Below are 19,673 nucleotides of genomic sequence, written 5' to 3' on the forward strand. Positions count from 1 at the left end.
CCCGCCTACCGTGCGGGCGTGTACTGGCTGGCCGTGGCACTGATCAGCGTCGTCGGCACGCTGATCAGCGACAACCTCACCGACAACCTGGGCGTGCCGCTGGAGTTGAGTACGACGGTGTTCGCGATCGTCCTCGCGGTCGTGTTCGTGGTCTGGTACCGCCGTGAGCGGACGTTGTCCATTCACAGCATCGACACCCTGAGCCGTGAGTCCTTCTACTGGCTCGCCGTGCTGTTCACCTTCGCGCTCGGTACCGCCGCCGGTGACCTGGTCGCCGAGCGCATGTCGCTCGGCTACTGGGTGTCGGCGCTCCTGTTCGCCCTCGCCATCGCCGCGGTCGCGGTGGTGCACTTCGCGCTGGGCTTCGACGTCGTGTGGAGCTTCTGGATCGCCTACGTCCTCACCCGGCCGCTGGGCGCCTCGGTGGGCGACTACCTCTCCCAGCCGACCGCGGACGGCGGCCTCGGCCTGGGCACGGTGGTCACCAGCGTGCTGTTCCTGGGGGTGATCCTCGGCCTCGTCGTGTTCCTGACGGTGACGCGGAAGGACGTCACCGAGCGGGAGCGGGTCACCCTGCCGGCAGGCTGACCACGAACCGCGCTCCGTGGGCGCGCAGTTCGTCGTAGGTGACCTCCCCGCCGGCGGAGCGGGCCAGGCGTCGCGCGAGCGGCAGCCCCAGGCCCGCTCCGCCGTGCCCGTCGCCGGGTTCGGCACGCCGGCCCGGCTGGAAGAGCTGCCCGGCGAACGAGGGCGGTACGCCGGGGCCGTCGTCGGTGACATCGATGCGTACGCCGTCCGGCTGCCGGCGCGCCACGACGGTGACGTGTGAGTGCGCGTACCGCAGGGCGTTGTCGAGGAGGGGACTGACGATGCGTTCGAGGAGCGCGGGCGGGACGCCGGCTTCCAGACCTGGGTGCGTGACGTCGACGACGACCTTGACGTGTCCGGGGATTTCAAGACGTTCGGTGAGGAGACGCAGCACGGGCAGGACGTCGGCGGTGCCGGGCGCGGTGGAGGCGCTGTCGCGCGCGTCGTCCAGCAGGGTGTCGCAGATCGTGCGCATGGACTGGGCGGCGTCGCTGATGGCCGCGTGGGTGGTCCGGGTGTCGGCAGCCGAGCGGAGCCGGGCCTGCCACCAGTCGAGTTCGGCGACGATCCGGCTGAGCGGGGTGCGCAGTTCGTGCGACAACTCGCGGGTGAGCTGCTGTTCGTGGCGCAGTACGGCCCGGATGCGGTCCAGGAGGGCGTCCAACGACACCCCGAGGCGGGCGAGTTCGGTGGGCTGTTCGGCGGCGCCGAAGCGCTCGGTGGAGGCGACGGCGCTCCACTGGGTGGCCTGGTCGGTCATCGTGCGGACGGGACGCAGCGCTCGGCCGACGGCCAGGCGCGTCAGCGCGTAGGTGCAGGTGAGCACGGCGGCGTCGAGAGTGAGAGAGGCGAGGAGCAGAGTGTCGGCCGAGCTGCGGTAGGGAGACAGGTTCAAGGCGGTGACCACGGTTGCGGCGCCGCCCATGGCCTGCGCGCACATCCGTACGGGGCCACCGGGGTGCTCGTCGAGGGTGGTGCAGTGCTGCCCGCCGCGCGCGGCGAGCCGGGTGGCGGCGCGGGTGACGGGGCTGGTGGGCGACGCGGAGGGCGGCCGTTCGAGCAGGCGGGTGCCCGCGTAGATCCACACGTTGGTGTCGAGGAGTTCGTCGTTCGACGTCTCCCGGACGCGTACTCCGGCACGGCCGGTGTCGATGGTGGTGGCCACGGCGGCGGCCCGGGTGCGCAGTTCGTCGTCCGCCTGCCGCTGGAGGTGCTGTCGGACCACGGCGTTGAACACGACGGTGAGGATCACCATCAGGAACGCGGCGGCGGCGAGGGCGACCAGGGAGAGCCGGCCGCGCAGCGTGCTGGGCGCCAGACGGGAGAGCGGGCGGGAGACCGGCCGGGTCAGGAGTGCGGTCATGACAGACGGTGGCCGATGCCGCGGGCGGTGGTGACGGTCAGTTCGCTGCCGCTGTCGCGCAGCTTGCGACGTAGCCGGGTCAGGTACTGGTCGAGGGTGTTGTCGCTGACGTGCGCGCCCTCGGGCCAGCCGGCTCTGACCAGCTCTCGTCGGCGCACGATGTCCCCGGACGCGGCCATGAGCGCGGCCAGCAGGCGGAATTCGGTCGGCGTCAGGTCCACCCCGGCGCCACGTACGGTGAGACTGTGCCGGACGGCGTCCAGGACCAGGTCTCCGGTCGCGGTGACCGGACGAGGGCCGGCACGTCTGACGGCGGCCCGCAGCCGGGCGGCGAGTTCGGCCAGGTGGAAGGGCTTGGGCAGGTAGTCGTCGCCGCCGGCGGAGAATCCGCTGAGCCGGTCGGTGAGCCGGTGATGTGCGGTCAGGAACACGACCGGAGCCAGGAATCCGTTCGCCCTCATCGCCTGGCAGACGTCCCGGCCGTCCGCGTCGGGCAGGCCGACGTCGAGTACGGCCGCGGCGAGGTCGGCGGTGGCCAGGCGCAGGGCGGTCGCACCGTCCGGCGCGGGCACGGTGTCGAAGTCCTCGTCGCGCAGACCGCGCAGCAGGACGTCACGCAGGGCGTGATCGTCCTCGACGACCAGGATCCTGGGGCGCATGCTCCACCACCTCCTCCGCGGTGTCCGTCGTACCGGTCACCGTCGTGTCTCCGGTACCCGAGATGACCTGTTCGGGCGCCCACTTGGCCAGGGCGGCGAGGCACAGTCCCAGCCAGCCGCCGAGGACGTCGGTGAACCAGTGCACCCCGAGGTAGACGCGGGTCAGTCCGACCAGCGCGCCCCAGCAGCACGCGGCGAGGGCGAGCAGGGTTCTGCCGCGCGCGCCGCGCACGAGCACCGCGACGACGAGCAGCCCGGCGGTGAGGACGGCGGTGGTCGTGTGCCCGGAGGGGAACGACCATCCCGAGGCGTGCGTTGCCCACTCCGCGCGGGGCGGACGGGGCCGGGCTATCAGCTGCATCACCCCGTATCGGGCCGCCTGCCCGGTCCCGAGGCAGGCGAGGCAGAGGGCGACGGCGAGCAGACGGCCGCGTACGGTACGTCCGGCGACGAGACCCGCCAGCACGGCCAGCGCGTACGGGACCACACCCGTGCCGGTGGCGGTGAGCCCGCGGGCCAGTGTCACCGCCACCACGGGTTGGTGCGCCAGGGGCCAGGAATGGAGGTCCTCGTCCGCGTACAGCACGGCGCCGTCGCCGACGACTACGACTACGACCAGGGCCAGGACACCGAACGCCGCCAGGGCGCCCAGCCCGGTGCAGCCGGCCAGATCGGCGATCTCCCGGCGGTTCACCGCGCAGCCACCAGCAGGGGACGTATCCGCGTCGCGGTGAGCCGTCGCGCCAGTGCGTCGGGGCGGCTGTGCACCACGGCCGTCAGCAGCGACGCGACGAGAGCCCCGACCAGCACGCCGGCCACGACGTCGTGCGGATAGTGCGCGCCGACCCAGACCCGGGAGGCGGCCATCGCGCAGGCGGCCACCGCCGCGACCGTACCGAGCCGGCGGGAGACGAAGAGGAGCGCGACGGCGGCCGCGGCGGCGACGGCCGCGTGATTACTCGGGAACGACCAGTCACCCGGCGCCGGGCACGCCTCCAGCGTCACCACCCGCAGGCTCTGGCAGGGCCGGTCCTCGCGCACCACCAGCTTCAACGCGTCGTTCACCGCGTACGCCACCACGACGGTCACCGGCGCGGCCAGCGCGACCACGGCCGCACGGGCGCCGACGTGCCGGGCCCGCCACCAGCCCACGGCCATCAGCACGGCGAGCACCGCGAGCCCGTACGTCGACCAGGCCGACACCAGGCTGTCCAGCCAGGCCGGTGAGCGGCGGGCGAGATCCACCACGTCCGTGTAGGCGGAGCCGTCGACCGAGGCCCCGTCGAAGGCGAGCATCATCCGCGTGCCTCCTTCGCCTTCGCCCGGCGGGACCGGTAGAGCTCGGCGGCGAGGGGGACCAGTGACAGGGCGATGACGAGCGCGACGATCGGCAGCAGGTAGCGGTCCACGTTCGGCACGGACGAACCGAGGGCGTACCCGGCGAGGATCAGGCCCAGGCTCCAGACGAGTCCGCCGGCCAGCTGCCACACGGTGAACGTCCGTATGGGCACCCGCAGGGCGCCTGCGATGGGGTTGAGTACTGTGCGCACCACCGGCACGAAGCGGGCCAGCACGATCGCCTTCGCGTGCCCGTACCGCTCCAGCAACTCCTCCGCGCGCCGGGCTCCTTGGTGCAGGCGGGCCGAGTCGCTGCGGTCGAGCAGGGCTCCGCCCGCCTTGCGCCCGATCACGTAGCCGCACTGGGAGCCGGCCAGCGCGCCCACGGCGGCGAGCAACAGCGGCGTCAGCGACAGCCGCAGGCCGCCCGGGGCTGTCCCGGTGGCCAGCAGGCCGGCTGTGAACAGCAGGGAGTCGCCGGGCAGGAAGAAGCCGATCAACAGCCCCGTCTCGGCGAACAGCGCCACGCCGACGCCCAGCACGCCGAAGCCGGACAGCAGGGACTGGGCACTGAGGAGATTCACCGCCAACTGCGCGGCCGCGGGAGCGGCCGTGGTCGCGAGCCCCGTCATACGCGAGCCCTTTCATACTGGACGGACGGGAGCACGCGGACACGGCACCCGGCTGACTGCTGGTGACCACCTACTGACTACAATCCTGTAGACGGTCTACCGCACTGTAGACGAAGACGGGGTGAGGATCGTTCCCATGAACGACGCGAAGGACGAACGCCGACCGGCGGGCGAGCTCGAGGCCAGTGTCATGGCCGCACTGTGGGCCGCCGACGGCCCGCGCACACCGGGGCAGGTACAGGCCGACCTCGCCGTGGACCTGGCCCGCACCACCGTGACGACGATCCTGACCCGCCTGCACGACAAGGGCGTCGTCGGCCGCGAGCGGCAGGGCCGCGGCTACGCCTACTTCCCCGTCGAGGACGCCCCCGGCCTCACAGCCCGCCGTATGCACGGCGAACTCAACCGGGGTTCCGACCGTGAGACGGTCCTGGCCCGCTTCGTCGCCCGGCTCAGCTCCGACGACGAACGGGTCCTGCGCGAGCTGCTGGAATCGGGTGAGCAATGACCGCTCTGCTGCTGATCCCCCTCTTCCTGCCGTTCACGGCAGGACCGCTCGCCGCCCGCGCAATCGACCGCCTCGCCCCCGTCGCCGCGCTGTGGACACTGACCATCGCAGCGACCGTGCTGGCCGGCGCCTCCGTGTCCGCGCTCGGCGCGCTCGTCCTGACGGGCTTGCTCAAGCTGCCTGTTTTCGCCACGTTCGGCGAGTTGGTCCACCCGCTGCCCACGCCGTCGGAGGCGTTCGTCCTGCCCGCGGCCGCAGCCGCCACCGGCGCCCTCACGGTCAGCGCCTGGACGCTGCTGCGGTGGGCCCTGCGCCAGATCCGCGCCTTGCGCACCGCCCGTCGGCAGGCCGACCGCAGCGGTACCGCGGGCGACCTGTGCGTCGTCGACTCGCCCCTCCCGGACGCGTACGCCCTGCCGGGCCGCCCGCACCGCATCGTCGTCACCACCGGGATGCTCCGCAGCCTCGCCCCCGCGGAGCGCCAGGCCCTCTTCGCCCACGAGCGTGCCCACAACGCGGGCGGCCACTACCGCTTCCTGCTCGCCGCCGAGCTCGCGGCCCACTGCCACCCCGGGCTGCGCCGTGTCCGCGATGCCGTCCGACTCGCCGCGGAACGGGCGGCAGACGAAGCCGCGGCCACCGCGGTGGGTGACCGGCGCCTGACTGCGCGGGCCATCGCCCGAGCCGCTCTCGCCACCCACGCCTCGCCCTCCGCTCGCCCGGACTTCGCCTCCGCCGCGACCACCGGCCCCGTCCCCCTGCGGGTCGCGGCCCTCCTCTCGCCACCGGCGCAACGCCCCCGCATGGCCTCCTGGATCGCCCTGCTTCTCGCCGCCTGCGCGGCCGTCTCGGCCTGCGCCGCGGCGACCGGCGTGATCGCGTTCCACCACGAGGTGGAGATCGCTCAGGGCGAGGCACGACGCTGACCGGCCATCGCATTCAGAACGTCGGGCAGGAAATGGCAACTTATGCACCAGAAGCCGAAAAGCTATGGCAAAAGCACCTGGGCCGGGGCCAGTTGACCATGTCATCGTGCGGGCCATGACGACACAGCACCTCCTTGATGACCGGCGTCGCGTTCCCCTGCGCCCGATGGCGAACAAGGTGCCCGAAGTGACCGCCTGCTTTTGGATCATCAAGGTCCTGACGACCGGCATGGGGGAGACGGCCTCCGACCTCCTGGCCCGCGTGGTCGGCCCCGTACCGGCGGTCGCTCTCGGCGGACTCGCCCTGGTGGCCTCCCTGGCCGTCCAGTTCACCGTCCGCCGCCACATCGCCTGGGTGTACTGGACCGCCGTCGTCATGGTCAGCGTCTTCGGCACGATGGCGGCCGACGTCCTGCACGTCGGCCTCGGCGTCCCCTATGCGGTGTCGACTCCCGTCTTCCTGGCCACGCTGACCGCCGTCTTCGTCCTCTGGTACGCGAGCGAGCGGACGCTGTCCATCCACGGCATCCACACCCGTCGCCGCGAGGGGTTCTACTGGGCGGCCGTCCTGGCCACGTTCGCCCTCGGTACCGCCGCGGGCGACCTCACCGCCACCGCGGGTCTCGGCTACCTGGGTTCGGTCGTCCTCTACGCGGCCGCGATCTGCGTACCGGCCCTGGCCCACCGTTGGGCCGGCTTCAACGCGGTGGCCGCTTTCTGGTCCGCGTACATCATCACCCGTCCCCTCGGTGCCTCCCTCGCCGACTGGATGGCGGTCGGCCACACCCGCGGCGGCCTTGACCTGGGGTTGGAGCCGGTCACCCTCGCGTGGACGGCCGCCATCCTGGGCTTCGTCGCCTACCTGGCGACATCACAGCGTGACAGGCGCGGTGGCGTCGCGACCTGACCGGATGCGCCTGACCGCCGCCGGCCCCCCGGCGAGGCGGGCGGCTCCCGGGCGCAGAACCGTGACGCGTCCCGTGATACCGCGGACGACGTGGTGCGCAGTTGGCGAGGACGCGGGTGACGTCGGCCCCGAAGGAGCCGTAGATGGCGGTGCCGGTGTGGTTGACGAAGGCGTAGACGAGTCGGTGGCCCACCTTCCTGTCGCGGTGGCTTGGCTACGGGGGTGTGTCTCGCCATTGAGGACGATTCGACACTTCGTTTCGCACTTAGGGCACGCAGAGGGCACGCCACACCGAATTGGCCTGGACAACAAACGAACCCCAGGCCACTGACCTGGGGTTTCTCTCTGGAGCGGGTGACGAGAATCGAACTCGCGCTCTCAGCTTGGGAAGCTGATGTTCTACCATTAAACTACACCCGCGTAAGACGCCGACCTAGATCGGTGTCGGAACGCTCGCTTACTGTACCTCATCACAGGCTCCCGGTGCTCACACCGCGGGGCCTGCCGTTGTTCGGGGGGTGGGATGCGACTGCGGGGGACGGGAGTTGGGGCGTACGGTGAAGGGGTGGGAGAGGGGCTGGGCGGGGTCGGAGTGCCGCCTGGAGGGGCGTCCCATTCATCCCGTAATGTGGCCTTCCTCGTCAGGGCGTCAGCCAGACGCGGCTCTTTGGGGAAGGGACTTCAGGACTTGATGGAGCGCACCGTCGTCCGTTGTGCCGATGGGCACGTGTTCACCACCGCTTCGTTCCCGATGCAGCAGGCCGAGCGCCTCGGCCCTGGTCGGCTTCTCCGCTGTCCTCGATGCGCGCGCTTGCGCAGCGTCGTGCCGGTGGCGCTGCAGAAGCGGTAACAGGAGAGAGCAGAGGAGAGACTGGTCTCGCCGTGGGCGCGTGGAGTCGTCGCGATTGTGGTGGCTCCGCGCGCCTTGCGTATCCTCGGGGCGTGCTTCTCTCTGACAAGGACATCCGGGCCGAGATCGACGCCGGGCGGGTACGGATCGATCCCTACGACGAATCCATGGTGCAGCCGTCGAGCATCGACGTGCGGCTGGATCGGTATTTCCGGGTGTTCGAGAACCACCGGTACCCGCACATCGACCCCTCCATCGAGCAGGCCGACCTGACGCGGCTGGTCGAGCCCGAGGGCGACGAGCCGTTCATCCTGCACCCCGGTGAGTTCGTGCTCGCCTCGACGTACGAGGTCATCACCCTGCCCGACGATCTCGCCTCCCGCCTGGAGGGCAAGAGCTCCCTCGGCCGGCTCGGGCTCGTCACCCACTCCACCGCCGGGTTCATCGACCCGGGGTTCTCCGGTCACGTGACGCTGGAGCTGTCCAACCTCGCGACGCTCCCCATCAAGCTCTGGCCCGGCATGAAGATCGGCCAACTGTGCATGTTCCGGCTCAGCTCGCCCGCGGAGTTCCCGTACGGGAGTGAGCGGTACGGGTCGCGGTACCAGGGGCAGCGCGGGCCCACCGCCTCCCGGTCCTTCCTCAATTTCCATCGGACCCAGGTCTGAGCCCCTCGACCAACGTGAGTGACTTCAGCGACATGAGTGACGTACGAGAGAACCTGACCTACGAGCAGTTCGGCGTCGCCGTCCGTGAGCTCGCGCAGGCCGTCGCCGACGACGGGTACGAGCCCGACATAGTGCTCAGCATCGCCCGTGGCGGGGTGTTCGTGGCCGGTGGGCTCGCCTACGCCCTCGACTGCAAGAACATTCATTTGGTGAATGTGGAGTTCTATACGGGCGTGGGGACCACCCTGGAGATGCCTGTCATGCTTGCTCCCGTCCCCAACGTCGTCGACTTCTCCGACAAGAAGATCCTCATCGCCGACGACGTCGCCGACACCGGCAAGACGCTCAAGCTCGTCCGCGACTTCTGCCTCGACGCCGTCGCCGAGGTGCGCTCCGCCGTGATCTATGAGAAGTCCCACTCCCTCGTGCAGTGCGAGTACGTCTGGAAGCGCACCGACGAGTGGATCAACTTCCCGTGGTCCGTTCAGCCGCCCGTGGTGCGGCGTGCGGGGCAGGTGCTCGACGCCTGAGGCGTCGGGACAGACGTATCAGGACAGACGTATCAGGACAGCGACGAAAGGGCCCCGGCGGTATCGCCGGGGCCCTTTCCGTCAGTGTCCGAAGAGGCGGACGACTACACCGTGCCCAGCTTCACGATCGACAGCAGCGCTATCAGCTGGATCGCCGACGCGCCCAGCGCCTTCGGCCACGGCAGGTCGTGCGACTTGGAGACCATCAGGGTCAGGAGGGCGCCGCCCGCGACCCACGTGGCCCAGCCGAGGATCTGGACGAAGGGGGCGTCGCCGCCCATGAACATCGCGACCAGCAGACGGGGTGCGTCCGTGATGGACATGATCAGCATGGAGAGGCCGACCGTCGGCTGCCACGCCCCGTCGCCGCCCAGCTGGCGGGCCAGGGTGTGCGTGACCACGCCCAGGATGAACGCGCTGAGCACCATCGCGACGGCCGTCGTCAGGACGATCGGGATGGCGTTGGAGAGGGTGGCGTTGATCGCGTCCTCGCGGGCGCCGTCGAAGCCGAAGACCGCGAGCAGGCCGTAGAGGAAGGTCACGATGAGGGCGGGGCCCCACATCGTGTAGTCGCGCATCTGGAGGAACGTCTGCTGGGGGGCCAGGACGATGCCCCTCAGCAGGTCCTTCCAGTGCAGCCGCGGCCCGACCGGGGCGGCCGGGGCCGAGCCCGCGCGGTAGGTGTCGCCCTGGCTGTACGGGTCCTCGCCGACCGCGAAGGCCTGCGTGTGGCCCGGGTTGTTCGCGGCGTACGGGTCCGGCCCGCCCTGCTGGTACGCGCCGTCGTCGCCGAAGTACTCGGGCTCGCCGCCGCCCGGACCGCCGTAACCGCCGTTCGTCTGCGGCCAGGGGGCGTTCCCGTAGCTCTGCTGCCCGGGGTACGGGTGCGGCTGCGGGGCCTGGGGGTAGCCGTACGACGGCCCCTGCGGCGCCTGCTGTCCGTGCGGGGGGTGTTGCGGTCGCGTGTGCGGGGCGCGGTCGTTCCGTCCGCCGCGTCCGATCCTGAATCCAGCCACGTCATCGAACGTACCTGGTCTCGGAGAGCGGTGGGCCGAGCCCCGGGTTCCGGGCCCGGCTTTGCGGCCGAGCTGTGACATCCCTTACGGAGATCCCGTGTTGATCCCTTACGGGGTCCCCCGTTGATCCCTTACGGGCCTCCCGGTACGTCCGCTGGGGCACCCCTACGGGTGCGTGGCACCGGGGCCCTGCGCGGGGCGGCCCGGGGCGTCGTACCCGCGGAAAACCGGGCAGGATGGAGCCATGAGCGTAGTCAAGATCAATGTGCTGACCGTTCCCGCCGAGCAGCGGGAGGTCCTGGAGAAGCGGTTCGCCTCCCGTGCGCACGCCGTGGAGAGTTCCGACGGCTTCGAGTGGTTCGAGCTCCTGCGCCCGGTCGACGGCACCGACAACTACCTGGTCTACACCCGGTGGCGCGACGAGGAGTCCTTCCAGGCCTGGATGGAGGGTCCGATGAAGGCGGCCCACCAGGGCGCCGGTGAAGGAGCGGGCGGGGAGCGTCCCAAGCCCGCGGCCTCGGGCTCGACCCTCTGGTCCTTCGAGGTGATCCAGCAGGCGGCGCCGAAGGGCGAATAGGCGCGCGATCGTTCGGCTGTCAGGGTGGTTGCCGGACAGCGGTGGTGGCGCAGCCACCACCGACGGCCGCCGCGCCAGCACGATGGCCGCGTTGAGCCACCGAGAGGGCACGGTGGCACGTACCCCCGGAGAGCCCGTGACCGACCAGTCACCGACCGCCGACGCACCGCCCACCGACACACCACCCACCGACGCACCGCCCGCGCGCTACGACGACCTGCGCGCCCTCGTCTTCAACTGCACGCTCAAGCGGTCACCGGAGCGCAGCAACACCCAGGGGCTCATCGACCGCAGTGTGCGCATCATGGAGGGGCAGGGCGTCCAGGTCGACGTACTGCGCGCTGTCGATCACGACATCGCCACCGGAGTGTGGCCCGACATGACCGAACACGGCTGGCGGAGTGATGCCTGGCCGGCGCTGTACGAGAAGGTCCTGGCGGCGGACATCCTGGTGCTGGCCGGGCCGATCTGGCTCGGCGACAACAGCTCGGTCACCAAGCAGGTGATCGAACGCCTCTACGCCTGCTCCAGCCTCCTCAACGACGCGGGACAGTACGCCTACTACGGGCGGGTCGGCGGCTGCCTGATCACCGGGAACGAGGACGGCGTCAAACACTGCGCCATGAACGTCCTCTACAGCCTCCAGCACCTCGGTTACACCATTCCCCCGCAGGCCGACGCCGGCTGGATCGGCGAAGCCGGCCCCGGGCCCTCCTACCTCGACCCCGGTTCCGGTGGCCCGGAGAACGACTTCACCAACCGCAACACCACGTTCATGACCTGGAACCTGCTGCACCTGGCGCGCCTGCTCAAAGACGCGGGCGGCATCCCCGCCTACGGCAACCAGCGCACCGCCTGGGACGCCGGCTGCCGCCGCGACTACGAGAACCCGGAGCACCGCTGACATCTGTGCCCTTTGTCAGGTTTAGTGCCTTCCTTGCGGTGGCGGACGAGGGCAGCATCACCCGGGCCGCGGCGCGCCTGCATCTCACCCAGCAGGCGGTGAGCGGCCAGATCCAGCAGTCGGAGAAGGTCGTCGGGACCACGCTGCTGCGCCGTACGCCGCACGGGGTGACGCCGTCGGCCGCGGGGCGGGAGCTGGCCAAGCGCGGCGCGGCGTTGCTGGATCAGGCGGAGGACATGCTGACCGAGGTGCGGATGGTCGGCGCCGGGCGGTCGGGGCGGCTGCGCATCGCGTTCAAGGCGCAGAGCACCGCTCACTTCATGAATGGCCACCGTCTCCCCAGGGCCGGCGCCGGAGTGCCGCAGGGCGTTGAAGACGGTAATGCTGGCGCACATCGAAGGCGCGGCCTCCTCGAAGGGCACCTGCTCGGGAATCCGGGCGGGCGCGTCCTGGGGCGCCACCATGTACTCCGCGTGGCCCCCGTCGTAGGAGAGGCCGACGATCTTCCGGTCGACGCAGTTCACGAAGTCGCCCGAGCCGCAGAATGCGCAGCGGAAGCAGCTGCCGCCGTGCCGGCCCACGCCCACCCGGTCACCGACCTGCCGCCGCACACCCCGCATGCGTGAACCTTCACCCGCACCTGACGCGGCCCCGGCTCTGGTACGGGCACCTCGCTGAGAACGAATTCCCCGCCCGCCTTCACTGTCTGCGCTGCCTTCATGGCTGGTCACCTGCCAGGAAATGCGGTGTGTGCCGATCTCGCGGTAAGTACGGCTGAAGTGAGTACGACGCTCGGCGTCCCCTTGGGCTCTTCGATTCTGGGCCGGAGCCCGGTAGGTGCGCCGACCCGGCGGCCGTCGCCACCGCCCGCTCCGTGACGGCCCGCCGACTTGAGCATCTGGGTCATGGACGACGAAGTGTTCTTCACCGAGCTCATCGTTGGCGAGCTCGTCATCAACGCCATCCGGTACGCCGAGCCGCCCGTGAGACTGCGCCTGATCCGCGACCGGACGCCGAGCGTCGAGGTGTCCGACGGCAGCAGCGCCGCTCCGTACCCGCGGCCCGCCCGCACGACGTGCGACGCCGATCTGGGACGAGGAGCCCATCTCATCGGCGGCCTGACGTCGATGCCGCCGGACGGGCGGGTCAGCCCTGGAGCAGGATCGTCAGGACGAGGCGGTTTCCCTCCCCGCTGTTGGGAGTGAAGCGGCGCTCCCAGCCCCACTGCTCGTGGAAGCTCTGCATGTTCTGTCGGGGGCCGTACATCTGGAAGTACCACTGGGGATCCCCGCCGCTGAGGGTCTTGGCCTCCTCGTGCCGGGCGTAGTTCTCCATGGTGACGTGGTCCTCTCCGCTCTTGGCCACCACACCGGCGAAGTGGAAGTCGAGCCCGCCCGAAGTGGCGTTGCCCTTCAGTGCCTTGATCATGAAGACGTCGCCGATACCCGCGGGCGGGGTGAACTCGTTGAGTTTGAACTTCGCGTACGCCGCCTTGAGTCGATCCGCGTGCGCCGGGTCGTCGCGGTACGCCATGACGCTCCGGATCATGTTGGCCATGACACCGGACAGCGCCGTGGCCGCGGCGTCGGTGTGCTCCGCGATGGCCCGCTGCCGGGCCCGTTCCAGGGGTGCCCTGAACTGCTCGGCCGTCCGGTCGGGCGACAGGTGGCCCAGCACGTCCGCGAGGGCGTTGAAGTAGCGCCCTTCGCCGCTGTCCGCGAGGCCCTGCTTTCCGGTGACCTCGGTGGCGATCTCGTTGCAGCGCTGGGCGAGCCGGACGTCGAGGCCGCGCTGCTGGGTGGCCGGACGCAGGACCGTGGCCGGGCGGTTCACGACCGGTACGACCTGCCACAGGGTGAGTTCCTTGTCGCGGGTGATGATCTTGAGGATCTTCGTGGTCCTGCGCAGCGTCATGTAATTGTCGGTCTGGTCCAGGCTCACCCTGCCCCGAAGCCGTTCATTGGTCTGGTTGATGCGTTTCTCGGTGGCGAAGAAGGTCTTGGCCTGGCGGGGGTCGTTGCCGGTGTCCTCGACAGCCAGGTCGAGGTTTCCCGCCAGGCGCAGCGGGACCTGCCCCCGGTATTCGATGTTGAGGTTGCCGTCGGCGTCCACGAAGCTGTGGACCGGCTCCTCCTCACCGGTGTGTGGGTCCTTGACCATCCGGGGACGAGCCACCTGCCCGGGGAAGAAGTCCTGCGCCGCCGCACCTGGCCGGCCGTTCGCGTCCACCGTTCCCAGGACGGGATACTGCGCCGTGCCGGGGTGGACGACCGCGTACCGCTGGACGTGCGGGGTCTCCCCGCACGACCGCTCCCGGTCACCTTCGTGCGCCGGACCGGCGTCCCGCTCGGGCACCGGGCGGGCCAGTGCCGCCCGTGCGTTGCGTTCCGCCGCCTGCTCGAAGCGATCCGAGGGGTCGCTGACCTTCAGGCCCGAGCCGTTGTCGGTGCCGGCCACCGGTCCCTGGCGCTGCTGAATCACATGCGTCAGCTCGTGCGCCAGGGTGTGCCGGTCGCCGCCGCCCTGGCCGATGACGACATGACTGCCCGAGGTGTACGCCCGCGCGCCCAGCTCCTGTGCCGAGCGCTGCGCCGCGGTGCCGGTGTGCAGTCGTACGTCGGAGAAGTCGGCGCCGAGTCGTGCCTCCATCTCGGCCCGCAGGGGTCCTGCCAGCGGCCTTCCGGCGTAGCGCAGGACATCGGGTGCCGAGGAGCGCTGCACCGGCCCCTCGACGGACGCCTCCCCCCGTCCCCGGAGCATACGCGTCACCGCCCTGTTGCCCACCGTGCGTTGCAGGGCGGCCACGGATGCCGGGGGCGCCTGACGTCCGTCGCGGGGCCGGGCCCCAGCAGGAAGGTCGCGTTCCCGCTCCGGTGTCCGAGTCGGTGCGCTCCGGCCCTCGTGCTCTTCTTTCCTCATACGCATGCAACAGCCTCCCTGTCGCTGCCCCACCGGGCGGCTTGTCAGCTTCGCTGGAAGAACTCGACTTCCGCCAGGGCCAGATGGCGGCCCTGACTCAGGCCGACGGCCGAGCGCAGGACCAGGCGGACCGTTTTCACGTCGCTGATCCCGGTGGGGATCGTCTGCGGGCCCGGTTTGTCGCTGAGGGTGAGCTCCTTGTGGTGCTTCTCGCCGTTCTGCGTGGTCACCTCCAGGTCCAGCTGGAGCGCGCGTGCCTGGCGGGCGTAGTCCTCCGGCTTCGTGGACGCGCCGTTGGTGATGATCAGGTCGACCAGCCGGAACGGCTTGCGGAAGGTGTACGTCACTGAAGCGCCCTGCGTGGGCGCGCCCCAGTAGCGGTTGCTCAGCCCGTCCGTCGTGTTCGTCACCGGGTGCCGGGCGACCTCGGCGCTCGCCTCGATGTCGGCCGGGGTCACGGGCTTGGCCTTGCCCAGTTTGTCCCGGGTGTCCTCGATCAGGGCGCGTCCGGCCGGGAGCAGGAGGAGACCGGCCGCGCACAGGGCCACCACCACGGCCAGGATCACCAGCAGCCGCACCGCCCGACCCGAACTCGCCCGCACCCGGCGCCGGAACGGCCACACGGTCCGCCACCACGGCAACGGGTCGGGCTTGGCTGCGGGGTTCAACTCGGCCGCGCAGCGCCGGCAGAACCGGCGGCCCGGTTGGTTGGGCGTGCCACAGGCAGGGCAGGGCGTCCCCGCGACGTCGTCCGGCACGGCCACGGGTCGCACGACGGGGCGGGGGGCCACCGGCTTGGCGGGGCGGACGGGGACGGGGTCTGGTGTCGGGGGGGTGGGGGTCCGGGTGGGGGTGGCCGGGGGCCGGGGGGCGGGCGCGTTGCGGTTGGTCGGCGCATCGGAGGTAGGGGCGGCCGGGGACCGGGGGCCGGGCGCTTCGCGGTCGGTGGGCGCTTCGGGGGCGGGGGCGGCGGCGTTGTGGTTGGTCGGCGCTTCGGGAGTGGGGGCGGCCGGGGACCGAGGGCCTGGCGCGTCGCGGCGGGTAGACGCATCGGGGGTGGGGGCAGCCGCGTCGCGGTCGGTCTGCGCACCAGGGGCGGGGGTTGCGGCGTTGTGGTTGGTCGGCGCTTCGGAGGTGGGGGCGCCCAGGGGCCGGGGGCGGGTCGCCTCGCGGTCGGTCGACGCATCGGCGGTAGGGGCGGCCGCGTCGCGGTCGGTCTGCGCACCAGGGGCGGGGGCGGCCGGGGGTTGCGGTGGGCGTGTCCCCGTTGCGGTTGCGGCGTGCTCCGGCCCTGGAGTGCCATCCGGGGTTTCGTCGTCGCCGGTGGTCGAGCCATGCGCGGGGGCGGCGGGCTCGGTGCGGGCGTCGGCGGGGCCGGGCTGGGGCCGAGAGCTCGTGGTCTCCTCCTGGCCGGGGCGCCGCGCCGCGCCGCGGCCGCGGCCCGTCAGCCGGGTGCGCAGTGCAGAGGCGCGGCCGGGCGTCGCGGCGGGCGCGGGCGCCGCAGGCGCGTCCGCCGGGGTGGTGTCTGGTGCGGCCGGGGGCTGCGACGGTGTGCTCGCTGCCGACGGCCCTCTGGGCTCCGAGGACGCACTGAGGGCCGACGGTCCCCCGGCCTCCGAGGGCGGACTGAGCGCCGACGGTCCCCCGGCCTCCGAGGACGAACTGAGCGCCGACGACTCCCCGACCTCCGACGGCGCACCGAGGGCCGACGACTCTCCAGCCTCCAAAGGCGCATTGAGGGCCGACTGCTCCCCGGGCTCCGGCGGCATGCTCGGGGCCGCGCGCTCCGGGGACTCCGCCGGTGCGCTCGGGGCCGCGTACTCCGGTCGCTCCGCAGCTGCGCCCGCCGCCGCTGTCGTATCGGACCACCCCAGATACGCCCCGCAGTTGCCGCAGAAGTCGTCCCCGGAGCCGTTGGACGCCCCGCACGCGGGACACGTGCGCATGGCGTCACCTCCCTTCGTCGGCGGGCGGGCCGGGCAGGACCTCCACCCGACAGACGGTGTGCACCGGGCACATGGCCCGGACGATCTCGCGGACCCGCACCGGGTCCACTCGCTGCTCGCGGCCCGGCCACACCCGGACCAGCGTTTCGGCGGCAGGCTCCGGCGGCAGGTCGGCACCGGCGGTGCGCGACCACACCGCGCCGCCGTCCCCGGTCACCTCCGCATGCACGCCGAGCGCGAGCCGCAGGGCCTCGACCATGCCCCGCCTGGTACCGCGCCACCGGTGCAGCTCCACCGCGCGGACGACCGCCTCGCGGCGCTGCTCCACGGGCCACTGCGGGTCGTCGGCGGCACCCACCCACGACGCCAGCCAGGCCAGGAAGTCGGTCGGCGTCACCCGGGGGTCGAGGTAGGCGGTGAGGTTGTCGAGCGTCGCGAACACCGGGGCGAGGACGGTGTCGAGACCGGCGGTGAAACGCTGCGCGAAGTCGTCGTCGGCGTACAGGGCGGGGAGCTGCTCGCCGATCGGGTGGCGGCTGGACAGACCGGGTACGGCGGCGCGGCTCATCCCCGCACCTCCCCCGGCTCTACGACGGCGCGCCTCATCCCCGTACCCCAGCTCTACGGCGGCACGGCTCATCCCCGCACCCCCTCCGGCCCTACGACGGTGTCAGCCACCCGCATCCCCGCGCCCCACCCCGCCCCAACTGCCGTAACGACCCCGCTCATCCCCGCACCCCCGGCTCAACCGCCGTCACGACCACCTGGTGCTGGTGCGAGAAGACCAGCGCGCCCCCGGCCAGGTCGATGCGGTCCGTCGGTGCTCCACGGCGGCCGGTGATCGGGTCGGCGGGGAACAGGCGGATCTCCTCCACCAGGGCGTTGCCGGTGGCGCGTTGCAGGACGCCGAATATCTCCCCGTACTGGACCGGACGGCCGAAGGGCCAGCCGGTGCCGTCCGGACCGCCGCGCAGGGGGTTGAGGTGGCGGAACAGCGCGTCGAGCGCGGCGTCGCGGACGCGGTCGGTGTCGCCCGGCGCCGCCGCGAGGCGGGCCACCACGGTGACGCCCTGGTAGACCGGCGGCTCCACCACGAGGCGGGTGCCGATCAGGCGTCGCTCGTCGAGGCTCGCGGTGATGGCCTGCAGTACCTGGTCGGAGGGGATCAGTTGCTCGAAGCGGAGGCGGTCGTCGCCCTCGTCGGCCACCGCGTCCGGTACGACGAGGACCCGTACCGCGCCCGCGCCTTCCGCGGCGGGCAGACAGCGGACCCGGCGTACCGAGGGCGCGGCCTGGCGGCTGATGATCTCGTAGTCCTCGGCGGTCACCGCGCGCTCCTGCATGCGCAGCACTTCCGGCGCCCGCAGCTTGGCATTCTCCACCGTCTCGCCCGCGACGCCGCCGCGCGCCGCCTCCCGGTTGGTGACCTGCGCGATGTACGGAACGGAGCTGAGTAGTACGGAGATCGCGCCGCGGGCGACGTTGCCCGCCGGGCCGCCGCCGGTGCGGTAGCGGGCTACGCGTATCTGGGCACCCTTGGGCGGTACGGCGCCGCACTGCCGCAGTGTGCCGTCGGGCTCGCGCAGGACCGGCGGGAAGGCGAACTCGCCGGTCGTGGCGTCCACGCGGACATGCCGGTCGTCTGGGCCCGAGCGGCCGAAGTGGTCCACCACGTCCCAGCGTTGCCAGCCGTCGGCCGAGGAGACCTCCACCAGCGGGGGCTCGCCGTCGAGGAGGACCGGCGGGCGGGCGAGGCGGAACGTCTGCCCGGCGACCCCCTCCGAGGTGCCGAGCGGTACGTCGGTCACCGTCTCGGCGTGCTCGACGGACATGGTGCCGCCTACGGTGAACACCTCCGCCTCGCGCACCGTCGGGGACTCCGAATAGAACGGCTGACCCGGCTCCGCCTCGGTGACCCGGCAGCGCAGCCAGCCCGCCCGGGTCCCGCCGATCACCGACGCCGTGTGCCCGGCCGGTACGTGCACGATGACCTCGCCGGGCCGGTTCAGCCCGCCGGTGGTGTCGGTGCCGGTCTCGCACACCCGCCAGCCGCCGCCGTCCCACGCCTCCCACACCAGCGGGGGCTGGCGCGGGTCCACGCCGACGCCCTCCACGCGGCTGTCCAGACGCACCGCGACGATGCAGCGCGGGACCGCCGTCGGCAGGCCGAACAGCAGCGCGTCGCCCGGCTGCGGAGCCGCCTGGAAGCAGCGGATGTCGTGGCCCTCGGCGAGCGTGCCGGTCACGTCGGTCTGCTCGCCGGTCCGGGGCGCGGTCACCAGGCGGGTCAACTCGCTGGGTACGATGCACAGTTCGTCCGTCGTCGCGAACACCACGGGCTCGTCGCTCTCGCCGCCCGCGGTAGTCACCTCGGTGCCCGCGGGCAGGGCGACCGTGTCGGGCTGCGGTGCCGAGAGCCAGAAGTCGACGTCGGCGGAGGCCGCGGCGGGCGGGAACAGGCGGATGCCCAGCAGGTCCAGGAACGCGGTGTAGTTCTTGTCCGGGACCCGGTTCAGCCGGTACAGCAGCTGGTCCACCATGTAGGCGAACGTCTCGATCAGGGTGACGCCCGGGTCGGAGACGTTGTGGTCGGTCCACTCCGGGGTGCGCTGCTGCACGTACCGCTTCGCCTCGTCGACGAGTTGCTGGAACCGTCGGTCGTCCAGGTTGGGGGAGGGCAGGGCCATCAGTCCGCGACCAGTTCCTCGGCCCCCTCCTCGGAGGGGATCGTGTAGAAGGGAAAGACCAGGTTGCGCCGGTCGTTGGTGGAGCGCAGGGTGTAGTGCACGTCGATGTAGAGGGTGCCGTCCTCGACGGCGTCGAAGGCGACGATCACGTCCTCGACCGCGATCCGCGGCTCCCACCGCTCCAGGGCTTCGCGCACCTGCTGTGCGATACGTCCGGCTGTGGCGCCGTCGCCGGGGGCGAAGACGTAGTCGTGGATGCCGCACCCGAACTCGGGGCGCATGGGCCGCTCACCGGGCGCGGTACCGAGCACCAGCCGGATCGCCTCCTCGATCTCCCGCTCCCGCTCGACCATGGCGACCCCACCGGTCGGCCCGACCCGCAGCGGGAACGCCCAGCCGCGTCCGATGAACCGCTCGCTCATCACGCGCCCCCGGCGAGGGAGTTCATGCCGCCGACCAGAACGGCGTCGCACGCGGAACGCCCGCCCCGCAACCGGAGCAGAGAGCAGCGCCGAATGAACTGCTCGCTCATCACACCCCCGGCCAGGACGTCCAGGGTGCCGGGCAGGATCGGAGCGCTGCTCACCACGCACCCCAGATCAGCAGGGCCGCCGATCAGAATCACGGCGCCGCACCCGGAGCGCCCGCCCCGCAA

Annotated in this window: 21 protein-coding genes, 1 tRNA gene and 2 pseudogenes; 10 read left to right on the forward strand and 14 right to left on the reverse strand. The window is 71.8% G+C overall.

The genetic code is table 11. From position 1 onward, the window contains the following. The coding region (locus SSP24_RS40195; RefSeq protein WP_141315873.1) for a COG4705 family protein at positions 1-588 on the forward strand (588 nt) is incomplete at its 5' end. Here the strand turns inward: SSP24_RS40195 and SSP24_RS40200 are convergent. Genes SSP24_RS40200 through SSP24_RS40220 form a run of 5 tightly spaced genes read right to left on the reverse strand, consistent with a single transcriptional unit; the run spans position 569 to position 4,580 of the window. Further along, positions 569-1,951 carry a sensor histidine kinase gene (locus tag SSP24_RS40200; RefSeq protein ID WP_141315875.1) on the reverse strand — a complete coding sequence of 461 codons (1,383 nt, stop codon included), beginning with the start codon at positions 1,949-1,951 and terminating at the stop codon, positions 569-571. The genes SSP24_RS40195 and SSP24_RS40200 overlap by 20 nt on opposite strands. After that, entirely contained in the window at positions 1,948-2,610 is a 663-nt protein-coding gene (locus tag SSP24_RS40205; protein WP_141315877.1) for a response regulator transcription factor, read from the reverse strand. Before SSP24_RS40205 ends, SSP24_RS40200 begins: the two co-directional genes overlap by 4 nt. After that, positions 2,564-3,304 (reverse strand): phosphatase PAP2 family protein, encoded by a 741-nt coding sequence (locus SSP24_RS40210; protein WP_141315879.1) that lies wholly within the window; start codon positions 3,302-3,304, stop codon positions 2,564-2,566. The genes SSP24_RS40205 and SSP24_RS40210 overlap by 47 nt, the downstream gene beginning before the upstream one ends. After that, positions 3,301-3,909: a phosphatase PAP2 family protein gene (locus tag SSP24_RS40215; protein ID WP_141315881.1), complete on the reverse strand. Its 609-nt coding sequence runs from the start codon at positions 3,907-3,909 to the stop codon at positions 3,301-3,303. The genes SSP24_RS40210 and SSP24_RS40215 overlap by 4 nt, the downstream gene beginning before the upstream one ends. After that, positions 3,906-4,580: a DedA family protein gene (locus SSP24_RS40220; protein ID WP_141315883.1), complete on the reverse strand. Its 675-nt coding sequence runs from the start codon at positions 4,578-4,580 to the stop codon at positions 3,906-3,908. The genes SSP24_RS40215 and SSP24_RS40220 overlap by 4 nt, the downstream gene beginning before the upstream one ends. 136 nt (positions 4,581-4,716) lie before the next feature. Here SSP24_RS40220 and SSP24_RS40225 point away from each other — a divergent pair, with 136 nt between their 5' ends. The 3 genes from SSP24_RS40225 (at position 4,717) to SSP24_RS40235 (ending at position 6,921) form a co-directional block, all read left to right on the forward strand. Further along, positions 4,717-5,088, forward strand: coding sequence for a BlaI/MecI/CopY family transcriptional regulator (locus tag SSP24_RS40225; RefSeq protein WP_114254365.1), 372 nt, complete (start codon positions 4,717-4,719; stop codon positions 5,086-5,088). Beyond that, positions 5,085-6,014, forward strand: coding sequence for a M48 family metalloprotease (locus tag SSP24_RS40230; protein ID WP_141315885.1), 930 nt, complete (start codon positions 5,085-5,087; stop codon positions 6,012-6,014). The genes SSP24_RS40225 and SSP24_RS40230 overlap by 4 nt, the downstream gene beginning before the upstream one ends. Before the next feature lie 115 nt (positions 6,015-6,129). Further along, positions 6,130-6,921, forward strand: a complete 792-nt coding sequence (locus SSP24_RS40235; RefSeq protein WP_141315887.1) for a COG4705 family protein — start codon at positions 6,130-6,132, stop codon at positions 6,919-6,921. A gap of 346 nt (positions 6,922-7,267) precedes the next feature. On the opposite strand, the gene SSP24_RS40240 is transcribed toward SSP24_RS40235, so the two are convergent. Then, positions 7,268-7,341, reverse strand: a tRNA-Gly gene (locus tag SSP24_RS40240). 522 nt (positions 7,342-7,863) lie between these two features. On the opposite strand from SSP24_RS40240, the gene dcd reads away from it, so the two are divergent. Both dcd and SSP24_RS40250 read left to right on the forward strand, forming a co-directional pair. Then, positions 7,864-8,439: a dCTP deaminase gene (gene dcd, locus SSP24_RS40245; RefSeq protein WP_079305965.1), complete on the forward strand. Its 576-nt coding sequence runs from the start codon at positions 7,864-7,866 to the stop codon at positions 8,437-8,439. Positions 8,440-8,471: 32 nt separating this feature from the next. After that, complete coding sequence (locus tag SSP24_RS40250) at positions 8,472-8,969, forward strand: phosphoribosyltransferase (protein ID WP_141315889.1); 498 nt, start codon at positions 8,472-8,474, stop codon at positions 8,967-8,969. A gap of 104 nt (positions 8,970-9,073) precedes the next feature. Here the strand turns inward: SSP24_RS40250 and SSP24_RS40255 are convergent, their stop codons facing one another. Next, positions 9,074-10,066, reverse strand: coding sequence for a Yip1 family protein (locus SSP24_RS40255; RefSeq protein WP_141315891.1), 993 nt, complete (start codon positions 10,064-10,066; stop codon positions 9,074-9,076). 163 nt (positions 10,067-10,229) lie between these two features. Here SSP24_RS40255 and SSP24_RS40260 point away from each other — a divergent pair, with 163 nt between their 5' ends. The 3 genes and pseudogenes from SSP24_RS40260 to SSP24_RS45465 all read left to right on the forward strand — a co-directional run. Then, positions 10,230-10,562, forward strand: coding sequence for an antibiotic biosynthesis monooxygenase family protein (locus tag SSP24_RS40260; protein ID WP_141315893.1), 333 nt, complete (start codon positions 10,230-10,232; stop codon positions 10,560-10,562). 136 nt (positions 10,563-10,698) lie between these two features. Further along, positions 10,699-11,466 (forward strand): flavodoxin family protein, encoded by a 768-nt coding sequence (locus SSP24_RS40265; RefSeq protein ID WP_229866306.1) that lies wholly within the window; start codon positions 10,699-10,701, stop codon positions 11,464-11,466. A 5-nt stretch (positions 11,467-11,471) separates the two neighbouring features. Further along, positions 11,472-11,645, forward strand: a pseudogene (locus tag SSP24_RS45465) (LysR family transcriptional regulator); the annotation flags it as partial. 309 nt (positions 11,646-11,954) lie between these two features. On the opposite strand, the pseudogene SSP24_RS45470 reads toward SSP24_RS45465, so the two are convergent. Continuing rightward, positions 11,955-12,086, reverse strand: a pseudogene (locus SSP24_RS45470) (alcohol dehydrogenase); the annotation flags it as partial. Positions 12,087-12,371: 285 nt separating this feature from the next. On the opposite strand from SSP24_RS45470, the gene SSP24_RS45195 reads away from it, so the two are divergent. Further along, entirely contained in the window at positions 12,372-12,671 is a 300-nt protein-coding gene (locus SSP24_RS45195; protein ID WP_141315895.1) for an ATP-binding protein, read from the forward strand. Here SSP24_RS45195 and SSP24_RS45475 read toward each other — a convergent pair. The 6 genes from SSP24_RS45475 to SSP24_RS43270 form a co-directional block, all read right to left on the reverse strand. After that, positions 12,613-14,226, reverse strand: a complete 1,614-nt coding sequence (locus SSP24_RS45475) for an eCIS core domain-containing protein (protein ID WP_373306803.1) — start codon at positions 14,224-14,226, stop codon at positions 12,613-12,615. The genes SSP24_RS45195 and SSP24_RS45475 overlap by 59 nt on opposite strands. A gap of 203 nt (positions 14,227-14,429) precedes the next feature. Beyond that, positions 14,430-15,053 (reverse strand): NADase-type glycan-binding domain-containing protein, encoded by a 624-nt coding sequence (locus SSP24_RS40290; RefSeq protein ID WP_229866307.1) that lies wholly within the window; start codon positions 15,051-15,053, stop codon positions 14,430-14,432. A gap of 1,282 nt (positions 15,054-16,335) precedes the next feature. Continuing rightward, positions 16,336-16,899: a phage tail protein gene (locus SSP24_RS40300; protein WP_141315897.1), complete on the reverse strand. Its 564-nt coding sequence runs from the start codon at positions 16,897-16,899 to the stop codon at positions 16,336-16,338. 157 nt (positions 16,900-17,056) lie between these two features. After that, a complete protein-coding gene (locus SSP24_RS40305; RefSeq protein WP_141315899.1) occupies positions 17,057-19,018 on the reverse strand; it encodes a putative baseplate assembly protein in 1,962 nt (653 codons plus the stop codon). Then, positions 19,018-19,440 (reverse strand): GPW/gp25 family protein, encoded by a 423-nt coding sequence (locus tag SSP24_RS40310; RefSeq protein ID WP_141315901.1) that lies wholly within the window; start codon positions 19,438-19,440, stop codon positions 19,018-19,020. Before SSP24_RS40310 ends, SSP24_RS40305 begins: the two co-directional genes overlap by 1 nt. Then, positions 19,440-19,673: hypothetical protein (locus tag SSP24_RS43270; RefSeq protein ID WP_218037146.1), on the reverse strand; the 234-nt coding region annotated here is incomplete at its 5' end. The genes SSP24_RS40310 and SSP24_RS43270, both read right to left, overlap by 1 nt.

Origin of the sequence: Streptomyces spinoverrucosus (assembly GCF_006539505.1) — a bacterium.
Classification (GTDB): domain Bacteria; phylum Actinomycetota; class Actinomycetes; order Streptomycetales; family Streptomycetaceae; genus Streptomyces; species Streptomyces spinoverrucosus.

What these genes read in the sequence shown, in the direction of transcription:
- SSP24_RS40260 (WP_141315893.1), top strand. Translation starts at nt 10,230, where the DNA reads ATGAGCGTAGTCAAGATCAATGTGCTGACCGTTCCCGCCGAGCAGCGG.
- SSP24_RS40215 (WP_141315881.1), bottom strand. Translation starts at nt 3,909, where the DNA reads ATGATGCTCGCCTTCGACGGGGCCTCGGTCGACGGCTCCGCCTACACG.
- SSP24_RS40200 (WP_141315875.1), bottom strand. Translation starts at nt 1,951, where the DNA reads ATGACCGCACTCCTGACCCGGCCGGTCTCCCGCCCGCTCTCCCGTCTG.
- SSP24_RS40220 (WP_141315883.1), bottom strand. Translation starts at nt 4,580, where the DNA reads ATGACGGGGCTCGCGACCACGGCCGCTCCCGCGGCCGCGCAGTTGGCG.
- SSP24_RS40235 (WP_141315887.1), top strand. Translation starts at nt 6,130, where the DNA reads ATGACGACACAGCACCTCCTTGATGACCGGCGTCGCGTTCCCCTGCGC.
- SSP24_RS40310 (WP_141315901.1), bottom strand. Translation starts at nt 19,440, where the DNA reads ATGAGCGAGCGGTTCATCGGACGCGGCTGGGCGTTCCCGCTGCGGGTC.
- SSP24_RS40255 (WP_141315891.1), bottom strand. Translation starts at nt 10,066, where the DNA reads ATGTCACAGCTCGGCCGCAAAGCCGGGCCCGGAACCCGGGGCTCGGCC.
- SSP24_RS40300 (WP_141315897.1), bottom strand. Translation starts at nt 16,899, where the DNA reads ATGAGCCGCGCCGCCGTACCCGGTCTGTCCAGCCGCCACCCGATCGGC.
- SSP24_RS40250 (WP_141315889.1), top strand. Translation starts at nt 8,472, where the DNA reads ATGAGTGACGTACGAGAGAACCTGACCTACGAGCAGTTCGGCGTCGCC.
- SSP24_RS40305 (WP_141315899.1), bottom strand. Translation starts at nt 19,018, where the DNA reads ATGGCCCTGCCCTCCCCCAACCTGGACGACCGACGGTTCCAGCAACTC.
- SSP24_RS45475 (WP_373306803.1), bottom strand. Translation starts at nt 14,226, where the DNA reads ATGCTCCGGGGACGGGGGGAGGCGTCCGTCGAGGGGCCGGTGCAGCGC.
- SSP24_RS45195 (WP_141315895.1), top strand. Translation starts at nt 12,372, where the DNA reads ATGGACGACGAAGTGTTCTTCACCGAGCTCATCGTTGGCGAGCTCGTC.
- SSP24_RS40225 (WP_114254365.1), top strand. Translation starts at nt 4,717, where the DNA reads ATGAACGACGCGAAGGACGAACGCCGACCGGCGGGCGAGCTCGAGGCC.
- SSP24_RS40230 (WP_141315885.1), top strand. Translation starts at nt 5,085, where the DNA reads ATGACCGCTCTGCTGCTGATCCCCCTCTTCCTGCCGTTCACGGCAGGA.
- SSP24_RS40205 (WP_141315877.1), bottom strand. Translation starts at nt 2,610, where the DNA reads ATGCGCCCCAGGATCCTGGTCGTCGAGGACGATCACGCCCTGCGTGAC.